This window comes from Pseudaquabacterium rugosum (assembly GCF_038066575.1).
Classification (GTDB): Bacteria; Pseudomonadota; Gammaproteobacteria; order Burkholderiales; family Burkholderiaceae_C; genus Pseudaquabacterium; species Pseudaquabacterium rugosum.
The window spans coordinates 15505-30320 of the sequence record NZ_JBBUTF010000029.1 but is presented as its reverse complement, the minus strand read 5'-3'; the positions used below and the strand labels follow the sequence as shown (position 1 = coordinate 30320).

The following is a 14816-nucleotide window of genomic DNA, read 5'->3' as shown; positions in this document are numbered from 1 at the left end:
GCGCGCCATGCTGCGCCTCCTGTTCCGCGTCCTGATCGCCCTGGCGATCGCCGTTCCCCTGCTGCTGGCCGCCGCCCTGTGGGCGGCCGTCGACGGCATGCCGCTGACCGCGCCGGCCGCCCCGGCCAGCGTCGAGGACATCGCCCGCGTCAACACCATCGTGCAGCGGCACGATCCGCGCTATGCCGCACCCGGGGTGCAGCGCGCGGTGCTGCTGAGCACGCGCGATCTGGAGCTGCTGGCCACGCAGGCGGCACGCCGCCTGCACCTCGAACCACGCGTGCGGGCCGAGATCGTCGAGGGCCGCATGGGCATCGAGGCCAGCGCGCCGCTGCGCCGCCTGGGCGAGGGCCGCTGGCTGAACCTGCGCGCGGTGCTGGAACAGACCGAGGACGTGCCCCGCCTGGCGGCGCTGCGCATCGGCTCCCTGCCGCTGCCGCCGGCCCTGGCCGAATGGGCGCTGCCGCGGCTGCTGGAGCGTGCCGGCCTGCTGGCCCAGGGCGAACTGGCCCTCGACCTGATCACCCGCGTCGGCTTCACACGGGGCGGCCAGATGGTGATCGCCTTCGCCTGGCCGCGCGACCTCGAACGCCGGCTGGCCAGCAGCCTGATGAGCCCCGAGGAACAGCTGCGCATGAAGGCCCACGCCGAGCGGCTGGCGCAGCTGACGCACGATCTGGCCCGCGGCCCCGGCCCGCGGCGGCCGGTCTCGCTGGTGGCCCTGCTGTCGCCGATGGCCGCCTTCGCCGAGGAGCGCAGCCGCGCGGGCGGCGACGCCGCGCGCGAGAACCGCGCCGCCCTGCTGGCCCTGACGAGCTATGTCAACGGCCGCGGCCTGCACGCGCTGGTGCCCGACGCCCGGCGCTGGCCCAAGCTGGCGCCGCTGCGCGTGGAGCTGGCCGGCCGCGACGACACGGTCAAGCACTTCCTGGTCTCGGCCGTGCTGGCGATGGAGGGCGGCAGCCCGCTGGCCGACGTGGTCGGCCTGTACAAGGAGGTCAAGGACGCGCGCGGCGGCAGCGGCTTCAGCTTCAACGATCTGGCCGCCGACCGCGCCGGCACCCGCTTCGGCCAGGTGCTGCTGCGCCAGCCGCAGCGCCTGCAGCAGGCGCTGGCCGCCGGCTTCACCGAGGCCGACCTGCTGCCCTCGATCGCCGATCTGCCCGAGAACATGCAGGACCCGGAATTCGTGCGCCGCTTCGGCGGCGTCGACGCACCGGCCTACAAGCGGCTGATGGCCGAGATCGAGCGCCGCCTGGACGGCGTGCCGCTGATCAACGGCCGCCCGGCGCGCGGGGCCTGAGCTCCCCGCCTCGCCGGGCCGCGGCGGCTCAGATCGCCTCGCCCGGGCGCACGAAGCCCACCGTCTCCAGCCCGTAGCCGGTCATGCTGGGCATGCGGCGCGGCGCGCCCAGCACCCGCATCCGCGCCACGCCCAGCGAGCGCAGGATCTGCGCGCCCACGCCATAGGTGCGCAGGTTCAGCTCGGCATTGCCGTGGCGCGCGGCCGGCTCGGCGTCGGGGCGGATCAGGCGCTCGGCCAGGTCGTCGCCGGTCTCGCCGCAGTTGAGCATCAGCGCCACGCCGCGGCCCTGGGCCTGCAGCGTGGCCAGCGCCTGCTGCAGCGGCCAGCTGTGGGCGCCGGCGGCGCTGCCGTCCAGCCAGTCCAGCACCGACAGCGGCTCGTGCACGCGCACCAGCACGTCATCGGTGTGGGTCCACTGGCCCAGCGTCAGCGCGAGGTGCACGCCGCCGAAGGCGTCGCGGTAGACCCGGCTGTCGAAGGTGCCGGCCGGCGTGACCATCGGCCGCTGCGCGACCACCTTGACCAGCGACTCGGTGCGGCTGCGGTAGCGGATCAGCTCGGCGATGGTGCCGACCTTCAGCCCGTGCTGCTCGGCGAAGACCAGCAGATCGGGCAGCCGGGCCATGGTGCCGTCGTCCTTCATGATCTCGCAGATCACCGAGGCCGGCAGCACGCCGGCCATGCGCGCCAGATCGCAGCCGGCCTCGGTGTGGCCGGCGCGCATCAGCACGCCGCCGTCGGCGGCCTGCAGCGGGAAGATGTGGCCGGGGCGGGTCAGATCGGACGGCTGGGCCGCGGGCTGCACGGCGGCCTGCACGGTCTTGGCCCGGTCGGCGGCGCTGATGCCGGTCTCGATGCCCTCGGCGGCCTCGATCGAGACGGTGAAGGCGGTGCCGTGGCGGGTGCCGTTGCGCTGCACCATCGGCGGCAGCGCCAGCTGCTCGCAGCGCTCGCGCGTCAGCGTCAGGCAGATCAGGCCGCGGCAGTGCTTGGCCATGAAGTTGATGTGCTCGGCCGTGCAGTGCTCGGCGGCCAGCACGACGTCGCCTTCGTTCTCGCGGTCCTCGTCGTCGACGAGGATGACCATGCGGCCGGCGGCGATGTCGGCGACGAGTTCGGGGATCGGGCTGAGGTTCATGGCGCGGGGCCGGCGGGGGCGCGTCCCGGCGGGAGGCGCCGCCGTCGCGGCGGGTGTGGACTCGGACGGAGCGTGCAGTCTAGCCCCGGGCCGAGGGCCGGGGCGGCCCGCCGCGCGCAAGAGCGGCGCATGGCGGCACGTGGCGGCGCCTGGGCGACGCGTGCGACCCGGTGGGCGACCGGCCGCTCAGTCCAGCTGCAGCACGCGGTCGCCGTCGGCCGGCGTGCAGTCGGCGTCCAGCGGCGCGCCGCCGCTGCGGATCACCACCTGGCGGTCGCGGTGGCACAGCGCCAGGCGCCGCGGCGGCGACGGCCGGCGCTCGACCCAGGCCGAGAGCGCGGACGGCATGCTGACCTGCAGCGCGCGCGCGTCCCACTGCGCGGCCGGCAGGTCGTCGGTGTGCAGCCAGGGCCAGACGCTGGCCACCCACATCAGCGGCAGCCAGCCCAGCTCGACGGTGCGCGGCACGTAGCCGGCCTGCCGCAGCGCGACCTGCGCGCGGGCACGCCGCTCGGCGACGGGATCGGTCGTCGCGCCGCCGATGGCGCCGGAAACATCGCCGGCCGCGGCAGCCGGGACCTCCACGGCGTCCGGCGCGCCGGCCGGCGCCGCCCAGGCCTCGCCCAGCAGCTCGGCCACCCACTGGTTGCAGTTCTGGTAGCGGGTCGACCAGGCGTAGGCATTGGCGCTGTAGTCGGCCGACAGCAGACCGAGCGCGCGCCGGTCGTCGAGCGCGGCGCGGGCCACGGCCCGGCCGTCCGCGCCGTCGAGCAGCAGCAGCTCGTAGTGGCCGCGATCGGGCTGGGCCGTGCCCATGACGAAACCGGCCAGCCCCTGGTCGAACAGGCGCGGCCGCCGCTCATCACAGGCGTAATAGAGCTGACGCACCGTCCAGCGGCCGTCGCGGTGGTCGCGCAGCGCCAGGCCGGCATGCGAATGGCGCTCGCCCAGCCACTCCAGGCGCAGGCCGCTGCGGGCGATCAGCGCCACCTCGACGCCGGAGGGCTCCAGCATCTCCTGCACCAGTGCGGCCACGCGCAGCAGGCCATCCTGCTGATGCGCATCGAGCGCGGCCGGCCCGTCGCAATAACGCATTGAATCGGCGGCCGCCGGGCCGGCCACGGCCATCAGCACCGGCAGCAGGACGCGGCGCGCCGGACGCCACGCGCCCCGGCCGGCACCGCGCACGCCGGCCCCTCGCCGACTCACAGCGTGACCGGGTGCGATCCGAGCTGACGGAACCAGGCGTCCTCGAGCACGAGGAAGAAGGGCTGGGCGGGCGCATCGGCACGCGCGAAGGCCAGACCGTAGGCCCGCTCGCTGACGGCCACCGTCTGGCCGACGGCCAGGCGGGCGGCATCGGCGGTGGCCTGCGGCAGGTACAGCAGCACCGGCTCCGCCGCGGCACCGGCCACGCCGGCCTGCAGCGTCACGCGCAACTGGCCCGGGCGCTCGGCGACGGTGGCCACGTCGATGATGCGGTAGTCGCCGGCAGCGACCTTGCGGTCACCGGAGATGCTGTTGCTCGATCCCTGGATCGAGTCCGACAGGCTGCCGACCGAGGTCGACAGGCTGTCCGAGGCCGAGGAGGCCGCTGAGCTGGCGGCCCAGGTGGGCAGCAGGACGCCGGCGGCCAGGGTGAGGGCGACGGCGGTACGGACAAGGGCATGGACCATGGCAGGCTCCTGGATCGGATGCGGTACGGACACGGCGCCAGGACGGAACAGCTCGCCCACCCGGCGTGGAAACCGGCGCAGCATAAACCGCCGCACCGCCGGTCGATGCACCGAATTGCACGGGTGGCCGCCGATCCTCGGCGTTTGGGGGGTGGTCGCCCGCAGGGGATTGGGCCAACATCGCGGGCCCGCCGAAACACGCCGGCAACATGCCGGCACACCCCGCCAGGTTCTGCCCGCCTGCCCCGATCCGGATGTTCAGACTCACTCTTGTCCAGGGCGCCGAGCACGCCGATCAGCCCCGCCTCGAGTTGAGCCTGGGCGCGGCCCCCGCCCGTGTGCTGATCGGCCGTGATCCGGCCGCCCACTGGCCGATCGCCGACCGCACGCGGGCGCTGTCGGCCCGCCACTGCGAGCTGCGTGTCGAAGCCGACCGGGTGATGCTGCATGACCAGTCGACCAACGGCACCTTCGTCAACGGCGCGACCCAGCGCCTGGGCGGCCCGCACCGCCTGCGCGACGGCGACCGCATCCAGCTCGGCCCTTACGTGATGGCGGTGCAGGCGCTGCAGACGCCCGCCGGCACGCCACCTGCGGCGGCCGACACGCCCGACGATCCGCCGACCGACAGCCTGCTGGGCGTGCTGCGCGACGACACGACACCGCTGCGCGGCGGTGATCCGGCCGCGATGCTGGCCGCCGGCTGGCGCGTGGACGCCGGACCGGGCCTGGGCGGCGCGCCCACCGCCGGTCGCGCCGCCCCCCGGCCCGTGGCGACGGCCGCGGGCGTCGAGGCCGAGGTCACGCGCATCGAGCGCGCACCGCCACAGCCCGGACCGCGCTCGCGCGTGCCCCGCCCGGGCATCGCCGCCGACCCGACGCCACGGCCACGCCCCCCCGGCCTGGCGCCGGCACAGCAGCAGGCCCTGGCCGAGGCGCTCGGCCTGCCGGCCGCCGCCCTGCCCGCGCTCGACGCCCAGGACTGGCTGCTGCGCCTGGCCACGCTGTGCCGGCGGGGCGTGCAACGCCTCCATGCCGAAGGGCGCCTGCCCGCGCCGGGCCCGGATGCCGCGGCCAGCCTGACCGCCCTGCTGCTGGCGGCCGATCCGTCGGCCCTGTTGCCGGTCACCGACCGTCCGGAGCCACCCGATGCCTGACTTCTTCCACTACGCCGGCGCCGCGCCGGCCCCGGCCCCCGGCCCGTACCGCAGCCAGCTGGCCCAGCTCGACGAGGCCGACTGGAACAAGCTCGTCAGCCACGCCCATCAGCGCCGTTATCCGGCCGGTGCGCGGGTCATCGGCGGCGGCGATCCGTCGGCGCAGCTGGGGCTGGTGGTCAGCGGCCGCGTGCTGGTGCGCGCCGCGCCGGCCCTGGTGCCCGACGACAGCCAGTTCGGCCAGACCGTCTGGCCCGAGCTGCACACCCAGACCGGCGGGCTCGGCGAGGGCAGCGCCAGCGACTGGCAGCCGCGCCACGCCGGCGAGCTGTTCGGCGTGCTCAGCTTTCTCGACGGCGCGTCCAGCGCGGTCGAGGTGCGCGTCAGCCGCGACGCCCCGGCCGAGGTGCTGCTGCTGGGCCCGGCCGCGCTGCAGCAGCTGATGGCCTGGCAGCCTCGGCTGGCGCTGGCCCTGCTGCGCGACCTCGGCGCCCACGTGGCGACCCGCTTGCGCCAGCTGCAGCCCGGCAGCGACGCATGAAGCGCGCCCGCCGTACCCGCGTCAGCCCCGAATCCACCCGCCAGGCCCGCCTGCGGGCCGTCGGCCCGGGTGCCCTGGCCGACGACGGGTCCACACCGGATGCACGGGGCGCAGCGCCAGCGGCCGAGGACACGCCCGCGGCGCCCGCCCCGAGCGGCACCGCGGCCCGCGGCCGCGTGATTCCGCTGCATCCGCTGCCCCCGCCGGGCGCGCAGCAGGATGCGACGCAGTTCTTCCGCAACTACACCCAGCGGGAGCCGCGCGTGCCGGCGGCCGTCTGGTGGACGGCCCGGGGCCTGGCGCTCGGCCTGGCGCTGCTGGTGCCGCTGCTGCTGTGGCGCCAGCCGCAGACCGGCCTGCTGCTGTTCTGGGGCGTGATCATCCCGCTGGTGCCGGCGCTGCTGGTGATCGCGCCGGGGCTGTGGCGCCAGGTCTGCCCGATGGCCACGCTCAACCAGCTGCCGCGGCTGCTGGGCCGCAGCCGGGGCGCCGAACTGCCCGAGCACTGGAAGGACGCGGCCTTCGGGATCTCGCTGCTGCTGCTGATCGGCGGCATCGCCCTGCGCCGGCCCTTGCTCAACAGCCATGCCGGCGCGCTGGCCGCGCTGGTGCTGGCGATGCTGGCCGCCGCGCTGATCGGCGGCCTGCGCTGGCGCGGCCGCAGCGGCTGGTGCGGCACCTTCTGCCCGCTGGGGCCGGTCCAGCGCCTGTATGGCCAGGCGCCGCTGGTGGTCGTGCGCAACGGCTACTGCACCCCCTGCGTCGGCTGCCAGAAGAGCTGCTACGACTTCAACCCGCGGGCGGCCGTCTTCAGTGACCTCTACGACGCCGACCCACGCAACGCCGCCCAACGCCGGCTGTTCATGGGCTTTCTGCCGGGGCTGGTGCTGGGCTACTTCCTGGCACCGGCCGGTGCGCACGCGCCGGTCTGGCTGCAGATGCTGGCGCCGGTGGGCGGCGGCTGCGCGACGGCCGGCCTGTATCTGGCGGCACAGACCTTCGTGCCCGCGCTGGCCGCCCAGCCCTTCCGCGTCGCGCTGGCCTTCGGCGTGACCGCGCTGGGGGCCTATTACGCGTTCGCCGGTCCCCTGCTGGTCGACGCGCTGGCGACGCTGACCGGCCACGAGGCGCCGCCGCTGCTGCGGTCGCTGGCCCGCGGCAGTGGCCTGGCCCTGGCCGCGGTGCTGGCCGCCAGCGGTCTGCATGCCGAACGCCGCTGGCGCGAGGCGCGCGAACAGGCCCGTCCGGCGCAGGCCGAGCCGGCCACGCTCAGCGTGCGGCCGGCCCAGGCCCTGCGCGAGGGCCTGGCCCGCCAGCAGCACGACGGCGCGACCGTCACCGACCGCGAGACCGGCATCAGCTTCACCGTGGCCCCCGACGCCACCCTGCTCGACGGCCTGCAGGCCGCCGGCCTGAAGATCAACTACGGCTGCCGCAGCGGGCTGTGCGGCGCGGACGCGGTCGCGATCTGCGCCGGCCACGAGCATCTGGCGCCGCCCGGCGCCGACGAGTGCGCGACGCTGCGCCGCCTCGGCCTGGACGGCCATGCCCGCCTGGCCTGCATGACCGAGGTGCGCGGCCCGGTGCTGATCGACCGCGACGTGCGCGCGCTGGCCGAGCCGCCGGTCGCCCCGCCGCCGCAGGATCCGCTGACCCTGCGCGCCGCCGGTGCCGACGGCGACACCGTGGTGCCGCCGCACGATCCGGCCCTCGACCGCGGCGTGGCCCGGGTGGTCATCGTCGGCAACGGCGTGGCCGGCATGACGGTGGCCGAGCAGCTGCGCCGCATGAGCCCGGGCGTGCAGATCACGCTGGTGGCCCATGAGACACACGGCTTCTACAACCGCATGGCGATCGCCCGCCTGCTGCACGAGCCCGACACCGACCCGCAATCGCTGGCCCTGCTGCCGGGCGACTGGGCGGAGCGCCAGCGCATCACGCTGCTCGACGGCACGGTGGCCGCGCGCATCGACCGCCCGAACCGCCTGCTGCTGCTGGCCCGCCCGGACGATGCGGGCACGCCGCAACCCGAAGGCGTGCTGGAATGGGACCGCCTGGTGCTGGCCAGCGGCGCCAGCGGCGTGGCGCCCGATGCCCGCTTCCTCGGCCATGCCAATGCCTTCGTGCTGCGCGGCGCCGACGACGCGCTGGCCATGCGCCGCTATGCGCAACGCCGCGCGGCACGGCGCGCGCTGGTGCTGGGCGGCGGCGTGCTCGGCATCGAGGCGGCCGAGGCCCTGTGCCGCGCCGGCCTGCAGGTCACGCTGGTGCAGCGCGCCGACCGGCTGATGAACGAGCAGCTCGACCGCCCGGGCGCGCAGCGGGTGCAGACCTGGCTCGAGATGCAGGGCGTGCAGGTGCTGACCGGCACCGAGGTGACCCGCTTCGAGGGCACGCCGCAGCGCATCGAATCGGCCTGGCTCAGCCACGGTCCGCGCGTGCAGGCCGACCTCTACGTGGCCGCGCTCGGCATCCGCGCCAACACCTTCCTGGCCGAGCAGTGCGGGCTGGCCATGGGCCGCCATGGCGTGCTGGTCGACGAGCACATGCAGACCACCGACCCGCAGATCCTGGCCGTCGGTGACGTGGCCGACCTGCCGGGCACCGCCCGCGGCCTGTGGCCGATCGCCACCGCCCAGGCGCACTGCGCGGTGGCCACCCTGATCGGCCTGCCGCAGGACTACAGCAGCCCGCGCCACGTGCTGCAGCTCAAGAGCGAGGGCATCGCCGTGTGCAGCAGCGGCGAGACCACCGGCCGCCCCGGTGACGAGACCTGGACCGCCGGCGACAACGCCGCCGACGGCGCCTGGTGGCGCCTGGTGCTGCGCCAGGGCCAGCTGGTCGGCGGGCTCTACGTCGGCCCGCCGGGCAGTGCCAAGCTCTTCGTGCGCCTGCTGCAGCGGCCGATCGACCTGACTCCGCTGCGGCCGACCCTGCGCGAGGGCCGCCTCGACGGCCTGGCCGAGCGCCTGGCCGCCACGTGATGCCCTGCCCCTCGACCGCGCCAGGCCCGCAGCGCGCGGCCTGTCCGGCCGCGGATCCGCCGCCGCGGCGGCCGCATGACGACGACCCGACGCCCATGAGCCGCCTCGCCTGCCCCGCCCGGTCCGCCGCCGCACGCCTGATGGCCGCACACCTCACGGTCTCACCGTTCACGGCCGTCCGGATCATGGCCGCCACCCTCGCGGCCACCGCCCTCGGCGTCCCGCAGGTGAGCGCCCAGCCCGCACCGCGCCCGGGCCCGGGCCCGCTGCCGGCCGCGCTGCACGCCTGCCTGGGCGAGCGCCAGCCCCTGAGCGTGGCCAGCCAGATGCCCTACGTGCTGGTCAGCGTCGGCGGGCGCCAGGGGCAGATGGTGCTGGACTTCGGCGCCACGCTCAGCACGATCACGCCGGGCAACTTCCAGGGCGTGGCCGAGGGCCAGCCGGCGCCCGAACCGCTGCCCGGCCAGCCGGACCTGTGGGCCGGCTTCGTCTTCTTCGGCCCCTGGGACCCGGTGCGGCTGCAGCCCCAGCCGGCGCCGGCCGTGCAGGCGCGCGCCGCCGCCGCGGCCGGCGGCTGGCCACTGGCCCAGGCCGGCGTGCTGGGCACCGACCTCCTGTCCTCGGCCACCTGGACGCTGGACTATGCCGGCGCCAGCCTCTGGCGCGCCCCGGCCGGCCGCGGCTGCGGCGACGCGGCCCTGCGGGCCGCCGGCTTCGCCGCGCTGTCGACCGCCGGCGCCTATGCCAGCGACGCCCGCACCCTGAGCTGCCCGGCCGACGGCGGCCCGGGCTGCGGCAACATCCCGACCGTGCCACTGCGCATCGGCCCGCTGACGGTGCCGGCCCAGCTGGACACCGGCTACGACGACAGCCGCCAGCCCGGCGCGATCAACATCAACGGCGCGCTGTTCGACGCGCTGCGGACGGCCGGCGTCGCACTGCGGCCGCGGCCCGACATCGCGCTGCAACTGAGCACCTGCGTGGCCGGCGTGAGCGAGCGCATCGACGCCTGGCAGCTGGCGCCGGCCGCCGGCCCCCGCGCCGGTGCCAGCGCCGGTGCCGGCGTGGCCTTCGTCGATGTCGACGGCCGCCCGGTGCAGCGCGGCCCGCGCGAGGTCACGCTGTTCGTCAAGCGCACGCCGGCCGCCGCGGCCGTGTGCGGCGGCATCGGCACCTGGCGCCAGCCGGCGGCCCAGCTCGGCGCGTCCTTCGTCGCCGGCGGGGCGCTGGTGGTCGACGCGGCACGCGGGCGCGTCTGGCTGCGCTGAGGTGGCGGCCAGGCGCCGCCGCCACGCCACGCCACGCCACGCCACGCCACCGCCACGCCACCGCCACCGCCACCGCCACCGCCACCGCCACCGCCACCGCCACCGCACCGCACCGCACCGCCACACCGCCACACCGCCGAGCATGCCGTCCGCCACGGCGGGCGACCCGGGCACCCCGATCGCCGGACCGCAGCGGACCCCGGCCACGGAACCGCCCGGGTCATCCGCCGGTCACACCGCGTCCGCAGACTGGAACTGACGACCGACGATGACCCCGGAGCCCGCCCTGCACACCCCGCCCCCCGAGCCCTGCGGCCCCGGCCTGCCGCTGCACCGGCGCCTGAACCTCGCCGCCGATGCGCTGTGCGGCCAGCGGCCGGTGACGCTGGGCGATCTGGCGGCGCTGCACGGCCCGGCGGCGGCCAGCTCGCTGCTGGTGCTGCTGTCGGTGCCCTGCGTGCTGCCGGTGCCGGGCGTGGGCAACGTCTTCGGGCTGGCGCTGATGCTGCTGGCGCTGGCGATGTGGCGCGGTCAGGGCCACGCGCCGCTGCCGCCGCGGGTCGCCCGCTGCGAGCTCTCCGGCCCCTGGGCGCAGCGGGTGCTGCGCCTGCTCGCGCGCTGCTACGCGCTGGCCGAACGCCTGGCCCGCCCGCGCTTGGGGCTGCTGGCCAGCCCGCGGGCCAGCCGCAGCCTGCTGGCGCCCAAGGTCGGCCTGATGGGCGCGCTGATCTTCCTGCCGATCCCGCTGGGCAATGTGCTGCCGGCCCTGGCCCTGGTGCTGCTGGGCCTGGGCCTGGCCTTCCGCGACGGCCTGGCCGTGATCCTGGCGGCCGTGGCCGGCGTGGGCGCACTGGCCTGGACGGCGGCCATCGGCACGGCCGCCTGGGCGGCGACCTGGGCCTGGGTGGCGGCACCGCTGCTGCGCGCCCTCGGTCTGGAGACCGGCGGCTGAGGCCCGGCGGGCCGGTCGCCAGGCCGGCACACGGGCTGAGCCGGGCCGGGCACGGGCACGGGCACGAGCACGGGCACGGGCCGAGCCGGGGCCGGCGCCCCCGCCACCCGACCACCGGCCGCCAGTCGCTCAAGCGCCCGGGCGCTCCGCGGCCTCGATCCCGAACCAGCCCGCGGCCTGCGCCGCATCGAGCTGGGCGCGCAGATGGGCCCACAGCGCCGGGCAGCCGGCGGCCACCGGCGGGCCGACGCGGGCGATCACCTGCGCGTGGCGCACACCGTGGGCGCGCCAGCTGACGCCGCCGCCGGCCAGGTTCAGCAGCGCCGGCATCGCGCGGTCCAGCGCGTGGGCGAAGCGGGCCTCGGCGGTCTGACCGGCGTCGAAGGCCTCCCAGCGTGCCAGCAGATGGGCGCCGCGCGCCGGCGGCAGCAGCGCGCACAGGCGTTGCACGCCGGTGCGCTCGGCCGCCTTCTGCGCGGCCCAGTCGGTGTCGGCATACAGCAGCACGTCACCGGCGTCGATCTCGCCCAGGTCGTGCACCAGCAGCATCTCGACCACGGCGCCGAGGTCCACCGGCTCGGCCGCGTACGGCGCCAGCGCCACCGCCAGCAGCGCGATCTGCCAGCTGTGCTCGGCGCTGTTCTCCTGCCGCTCGGTGCCCAGCGGGCGGTTCTGCCGCAGCACGCGCTTGAGGCCGTCGGCCTCCAGGATGAAGGCGACCAGACCCGGCATCGCCGCCAGGGCGGTGGGGTCGGGCGCCGGCAGGCTCGGCAGACTCGGCGGGGTGACGGGATCGGTGGCGTGCATCGGCCGATTGTGCGGGCCGGAGCGCCGACGGCGCCGATGGGATGGCGCTACGCCGATGCCCTGCGCAGCCAGCCGCTGCCCGGCCGCGGAACCCGTGCAGGGATCGGCCACGCCCGAGCGGCACGTCTGGACGCGTCAGGGCGCGTCCAGCGGGTGTGGCCGATGCGTTCTCAGGTCACCGGCGCCGGGTTGAACAGCACCAGCGCGTTGGCCAGGCCGTGGCGTTCGGCCCAGGTCTGCTGGCGGCCGCTGGCCACCTCCAGCATCAGGCGGAACATCGCCCAGCCGGCCTCCTCGATGGTCTGCGTGCCCTCGGCGATGGCGCCGGCATCGACGTCCATCAGGTCATGCCAGCGGCGCGCCAGATCGCTGCGGGTGGCGACCTTGATCACCGGGCACTCGGCCAGGCCGTAGGGCGTGCCGCGGCCGGTGGTGAAGACGTGCAGGTTCATGCCGGCGGCCAGCTGCAGCGTGCCGCAGATGAAGTCGCTGGCCGGCGTCGCGCAGTAGTTCAGGCCGCGCTCGACCAGGCGGTCGCCAGGGGCGATCACGCCGCGGATCGGCGCCGAGCCCGACTTGACGATCGAGCCCATTGCCTTCTCGACGATGTTCGACAGCCCGCCCTTCTTGTTGCCGGGCGTGGTGTTGGCGCTGCGGTCGACGCTGCCGCGCTGCAGATAGGCGTCGTACCAGGCCATCTCGCGGATCATGGCCTCGGCCACGGCCGGCGTCTCGGCGCGGGCGGTCAGCTGGGCGATGCCGTCGCGCACCTCGGTCACCTCGGAGAACATCACGCTGGCGCCGGCGCGCACCAGCAGGTCGGTGCAGTAGCCGACCGCCGGATTGGCGGTGATGCCCGACAGCGCGTCGCTGCCGCCGCACTGCACGCCGACGACCAGTTCGCTGGCCGGCACCGTCTCGCGGCGGCGGCGGTTCAGGCGCTCCAGGTGCTGTTCGGCCTGGCGCAGGATGGACGCGACCATGCTGCCGAAGCCCACGTGCTGCGCATCCTGCAGGCAGACCACGTCCAGGCCCGGCTCGGCGCCGGCCGGCGTCGGCGCGGCCTGGCCGACGGCCTGGATCGGCAGGCTGCCGGCCGGCAGCAGGCGCTCGGGCTGCAGCTTCTCGCAGCCCAGGCTGACCACCATCACCTCACCGCCGAAGTTGGGGTTGCGCGCCAGATGGCGCAGCGTGCGGATCGGGATCACCGCATCGGGCGCGTCGATGGCCACGCCACAGCCATAGCCGTGGGCCAGCGCCACCACGCCGTCGACGTTCGGATAGCGCGGCAGCAGCTCGCGGCGGATGCGCTCGACCGCCACGTCGACCACGCCGGCCACGCACTGCACGGTCTGGGTGATGGCCAGCAGGTTGCGCGTGCCCACCGAGCCGTCGGCATTGCGGTAGCCCTCGAAGGTGTGGCCGTCCAGCGGCGTCCAGTCCGGCCGCGGCGCGGTGGCGATCGGCAGGCCTTCGAGGCCGGCGGCCGCCGGCAGGCTCAGCAGCCGCTCGTGGACCCAGCGGCCGGCGACCAGGTCCTCGGTCGCGTAGCCGATGTCCACGCCGTAGCGGCGGGCGGCGGCGCCGGCCGGGATGTCGACCAGCGCCACCTTGTGGCCCTGCGGCACCGCCTCGCGCAGCACCAGGCCGGCGCGCTGGCCGGGCGCCAGGCCGTCGGGCACGGCGGTGCCGGCCGGCAGGCCGCCGTCGTTGGCGACGACGGCCACGTTGTCGTCGGCATGCATGCGGATCAGGATCGGGGCGGCGGCGGGCATGGGCGGGCTCTTTCGGTCGGGCAGCGGCATCGAACAGCCGCGAACGGCGCGGATGATAACGATGTCATCCGCACTCCACAACGTGGCCGACCCGCTGTCGGCCCGCCGGGAGCGGGCATCGATAATCGCGCCGCCCTGCAGCCCTGCGCCCGCAGGCCCCTCGTCCCTGCCCCGCGCCTCTTCGCCCACCATGACCGACCAGCCCCGCCAGCGCCCCGCCACGCTGCACGACATCGCCCGCCTGGCCGGGGTGTCGGTGATCACCGCCTCGCGGGCGCTGAGCCAGCCGCAGAAGGTCACGCCGGCCACCCAGGCCAAGGTGCGCGAGGCGGCCGACGCGCTGGGCTACGTGCCCAATCTGCTGGCCGGCGGGCTGAAGTCCGCGCGCAGCATGACGGTGGCCGCGCTGGTGCCGGTGCTGGCCGTGCCGCAGTTCCTGCCGACGATCCAGGCCCTGACCGAATCGCTGGAGGCCGCCGGCTACCAGCTGATCCTGGGCCAGACCGGCTACGACCGGGCGCGCGAGCCGGCGCTGCTGGAGACCATGCTGCGCCGCCGCGTCGACGGCATCGTCAGTGCCGGGCTGCTGGCGCGCGGGCCGGCGCTGCAGCGCCTGCTGCGCCAGGGCGTGCCGCTGGTCGAGACCTGGGACCTCGGCGATGACGCCGCCCCGGCCGACATGGAGGTCGGCTTCTCGCACGCGGCCGTCGGCCGGGCGGTGGCCGGGCATGTCCGCGCCCGCGGCTGGAGCCACGTCGGCGTGGCCGGTGCCGACGACCAGCGCGCGCGCCGCCGCAGCCAGGGCTTCGTCGCGGCCTGGGGCGCGCCGGTGGCGCTGGCCGAGGTGCCGGCGCCCAGCTCGCTGCAGGCCGGCCGGGAGGCCCTGGGCCGGCTGCTGGCGCAGGATCCGGCGCTCGACGTCGTGGTCTGCAGCTCCGACGGCCTGGCCCACGGCGTGCTGATCGAGGCCCGCGCGCGGGGGCTGGACGTGCCCGGCCGGCTGGCGGTGATCGGCTTCGGCGATGCCGATTTCGCCGCCCATCTGGCGCCCGCGCTGACCACCGTGCGGGTGGACGGCGCGGCCATCGGCCACGAGGCCGCCCGCATGCTCCTGGCACGCTGCGCCGGCCAGAGCGTCGAGCCGCGGCGGGTGGACCTCGGCTTCGCCATCATCGAGCGGGAGAGCAGCGCACGGGCGGTCTGAGCGCCGCC

At 76.2% G+C, this 14816-nt stretch carries 12 protein-coding genes; 7 read left to right on the top strand and 5 right to left on the bottom strand.

From position 1 onward, the window contains the following. The first annotated feature begins 7 nt into the window (after nucleotides 1-7). A complete protein-coding gene (locus AACH11_RS22450) occupies nucleotides 8-1303 on the top strand; it encodes a hypothetical protein (RefSeq protein WP_341376515.1) in 1296 nt (431 codons plus the stop codon). Between the two features lie 28 nt (nucleotides 1304-1331). On the opposite strand, the gene ribBA is transcribed toward AACH11_RS22450, so the two are convergent. From ribBA to AACH11_RS22435, 3 genes are all read right to left on the bottom strand, one after another. Beyond that, nucleotides 1332-2444 (bottom strand): bifunctional 3,4-dihydroxy-2-butanone-4-phosphate synthase/GTP cyclohydrolase II, encoded by a 1113-nt coding sequence (gene ribBA, locus AACH11_RS22445; protein WP_341376514.1) that lies wholly within the window; start codon nucleotides 2442-2444, stop codon nucleotides 1332-1334. A 186-nt stretch (nucleotides 2445-2630) separates the two neighbouring features. Continuing rightward, the gene (locus AACH11_RS22440) at nucleotides 2631-3572 is read right to left on the bottom strand and encodes a DUF2145 domain-containing protein (RefSeq protein WP_341376528.1); all 942 of its coding nucleotides are present in this window, start codon (nucleotides 3570-3572) and stop codon (nucleotides 2631-2633) included. A gap of 77 nt (nucleotides 3573-3649) precedes the next feature. Then, nucleotides 3650-4120, bottom strand: coding sequence for a hypothetical protein (locus AACH11_RS22435; RefSeq protein ID WP_341376513.1), 471 nt, complete (start codon nucleotides 4118-4120; stop codon nucleotides 3650-3652). 254 nt (nucleotides 4121-4374) lie between these two features. On the opposite strand from AACH11_RS22435, the gene AACH11_RS22430 reads away from it, so the two are divergent. From AACH11_RS22430 to AACH11_RS22410, 5 genes are all read left to right on the top strand, one after another. Next, entirely contained in the window at nucleotides 4375-5277 is a 903-nt protein-coding gene (locus tag AACH11_RS22430; protein WP_341376512.1) for an FHA domain-containing protein, read from the top strand. Further along, nucleotides 5270-5818, top strand: a complete 549-nt coding sequence (locus tag AACH11_RS22425) for a cyclic nucleotide-binding domain-containing protein (protein ID WP_341376511.1) — start codon at nucleotides 5270-5272, stop codon at nucleotides 5816-5818. Before AACH11_RS22430 ends, AACH11_RS22425 begins: the two co-directional genes overlap by 8 nt. Next, complete coding sequence (locus AACH11_RS22420; RefSeq protein ID WP_341376510.1) at nucleotides 5815-8802, top strand: FAD-dependent oxidoreductase; 2988 nt, start codon at nucleotides 5815-5817, stop codon at nucleotides 8800-8802. Before AACH11_RS22425 ends, AACH11_RS22420 begins: the two co-directional genes overlap by 4 nt. Before the next feature lie 185 nt (nucleotides 8803-8987). After that, entirely contained in the window at nucleotides 8988-10070 is a 1083-nt protein-coding gene (locus AACH11_RS22415) for a hypothetical protein (RefSeq protein WP_341376509.1), read from the top strand. 268 nt (nucleotides 10071-10338) lie between these two features. After that, nucleotides 10339-11022 carry an exopolysaccharide biosynthesis protein gene (locus tag AACH11_RS22410; RefSeq protein WP_341376508.1) on the top strand — a complete coding sequence of 228 codons (684 nt, stop codon included), beginning with the start codon at nucleotides 10339-10341 and terminating at the stop codon, nucleotides 11020-11022. A 129-nt stretch (nucleotides 11023-11151) separates the two neighbouring features. Here the strand turns inward: AACH11_RS22410 and AACH11_RS22405 are convergent, their stop codons facing one another. Both AACH11_RS22405 and garD read right to left on the bottom strand, forming a co-directional pair. After that, entirely contained in the window at nucleotides 11152-11829 is a 678-nt protein-coding gene (locus tag AACH11_RS22405) for an HD domain-containing protein (protein ID WP_341376507.1), read from the bottom strand. Between the two features lie 170 nt (nucleotides 11830-11999). Next, nucleotides 12000-13604, bottom strand: coding sequence for a galactarate dehydratase (garD, locus tag AACH11_RS22400; RefSeq protein WP_341376506.1), 1605 nt, complete (start codon nucleotides 13602-13604; stop codon nucleotides 12000-12002). 190 nt (nucleotides 13605-13794) lie between these two features. On the opposite strand from garD, the gene AACH11_RS22395 reads away from it, so the two are divergent. Next, complete coding sequence (locus AACH11_RS22395; protein WP_341376505.1) at nucleotides 13795-14808, top strand: LacI family DNA-binding transcriptional regulator; 1014 nt, start codon at nucleotides 13795-13797, stop codon at nucleotides 14806-14808. Nucleotides 14809-14816 lie beyond the last annotated feature (8 nt).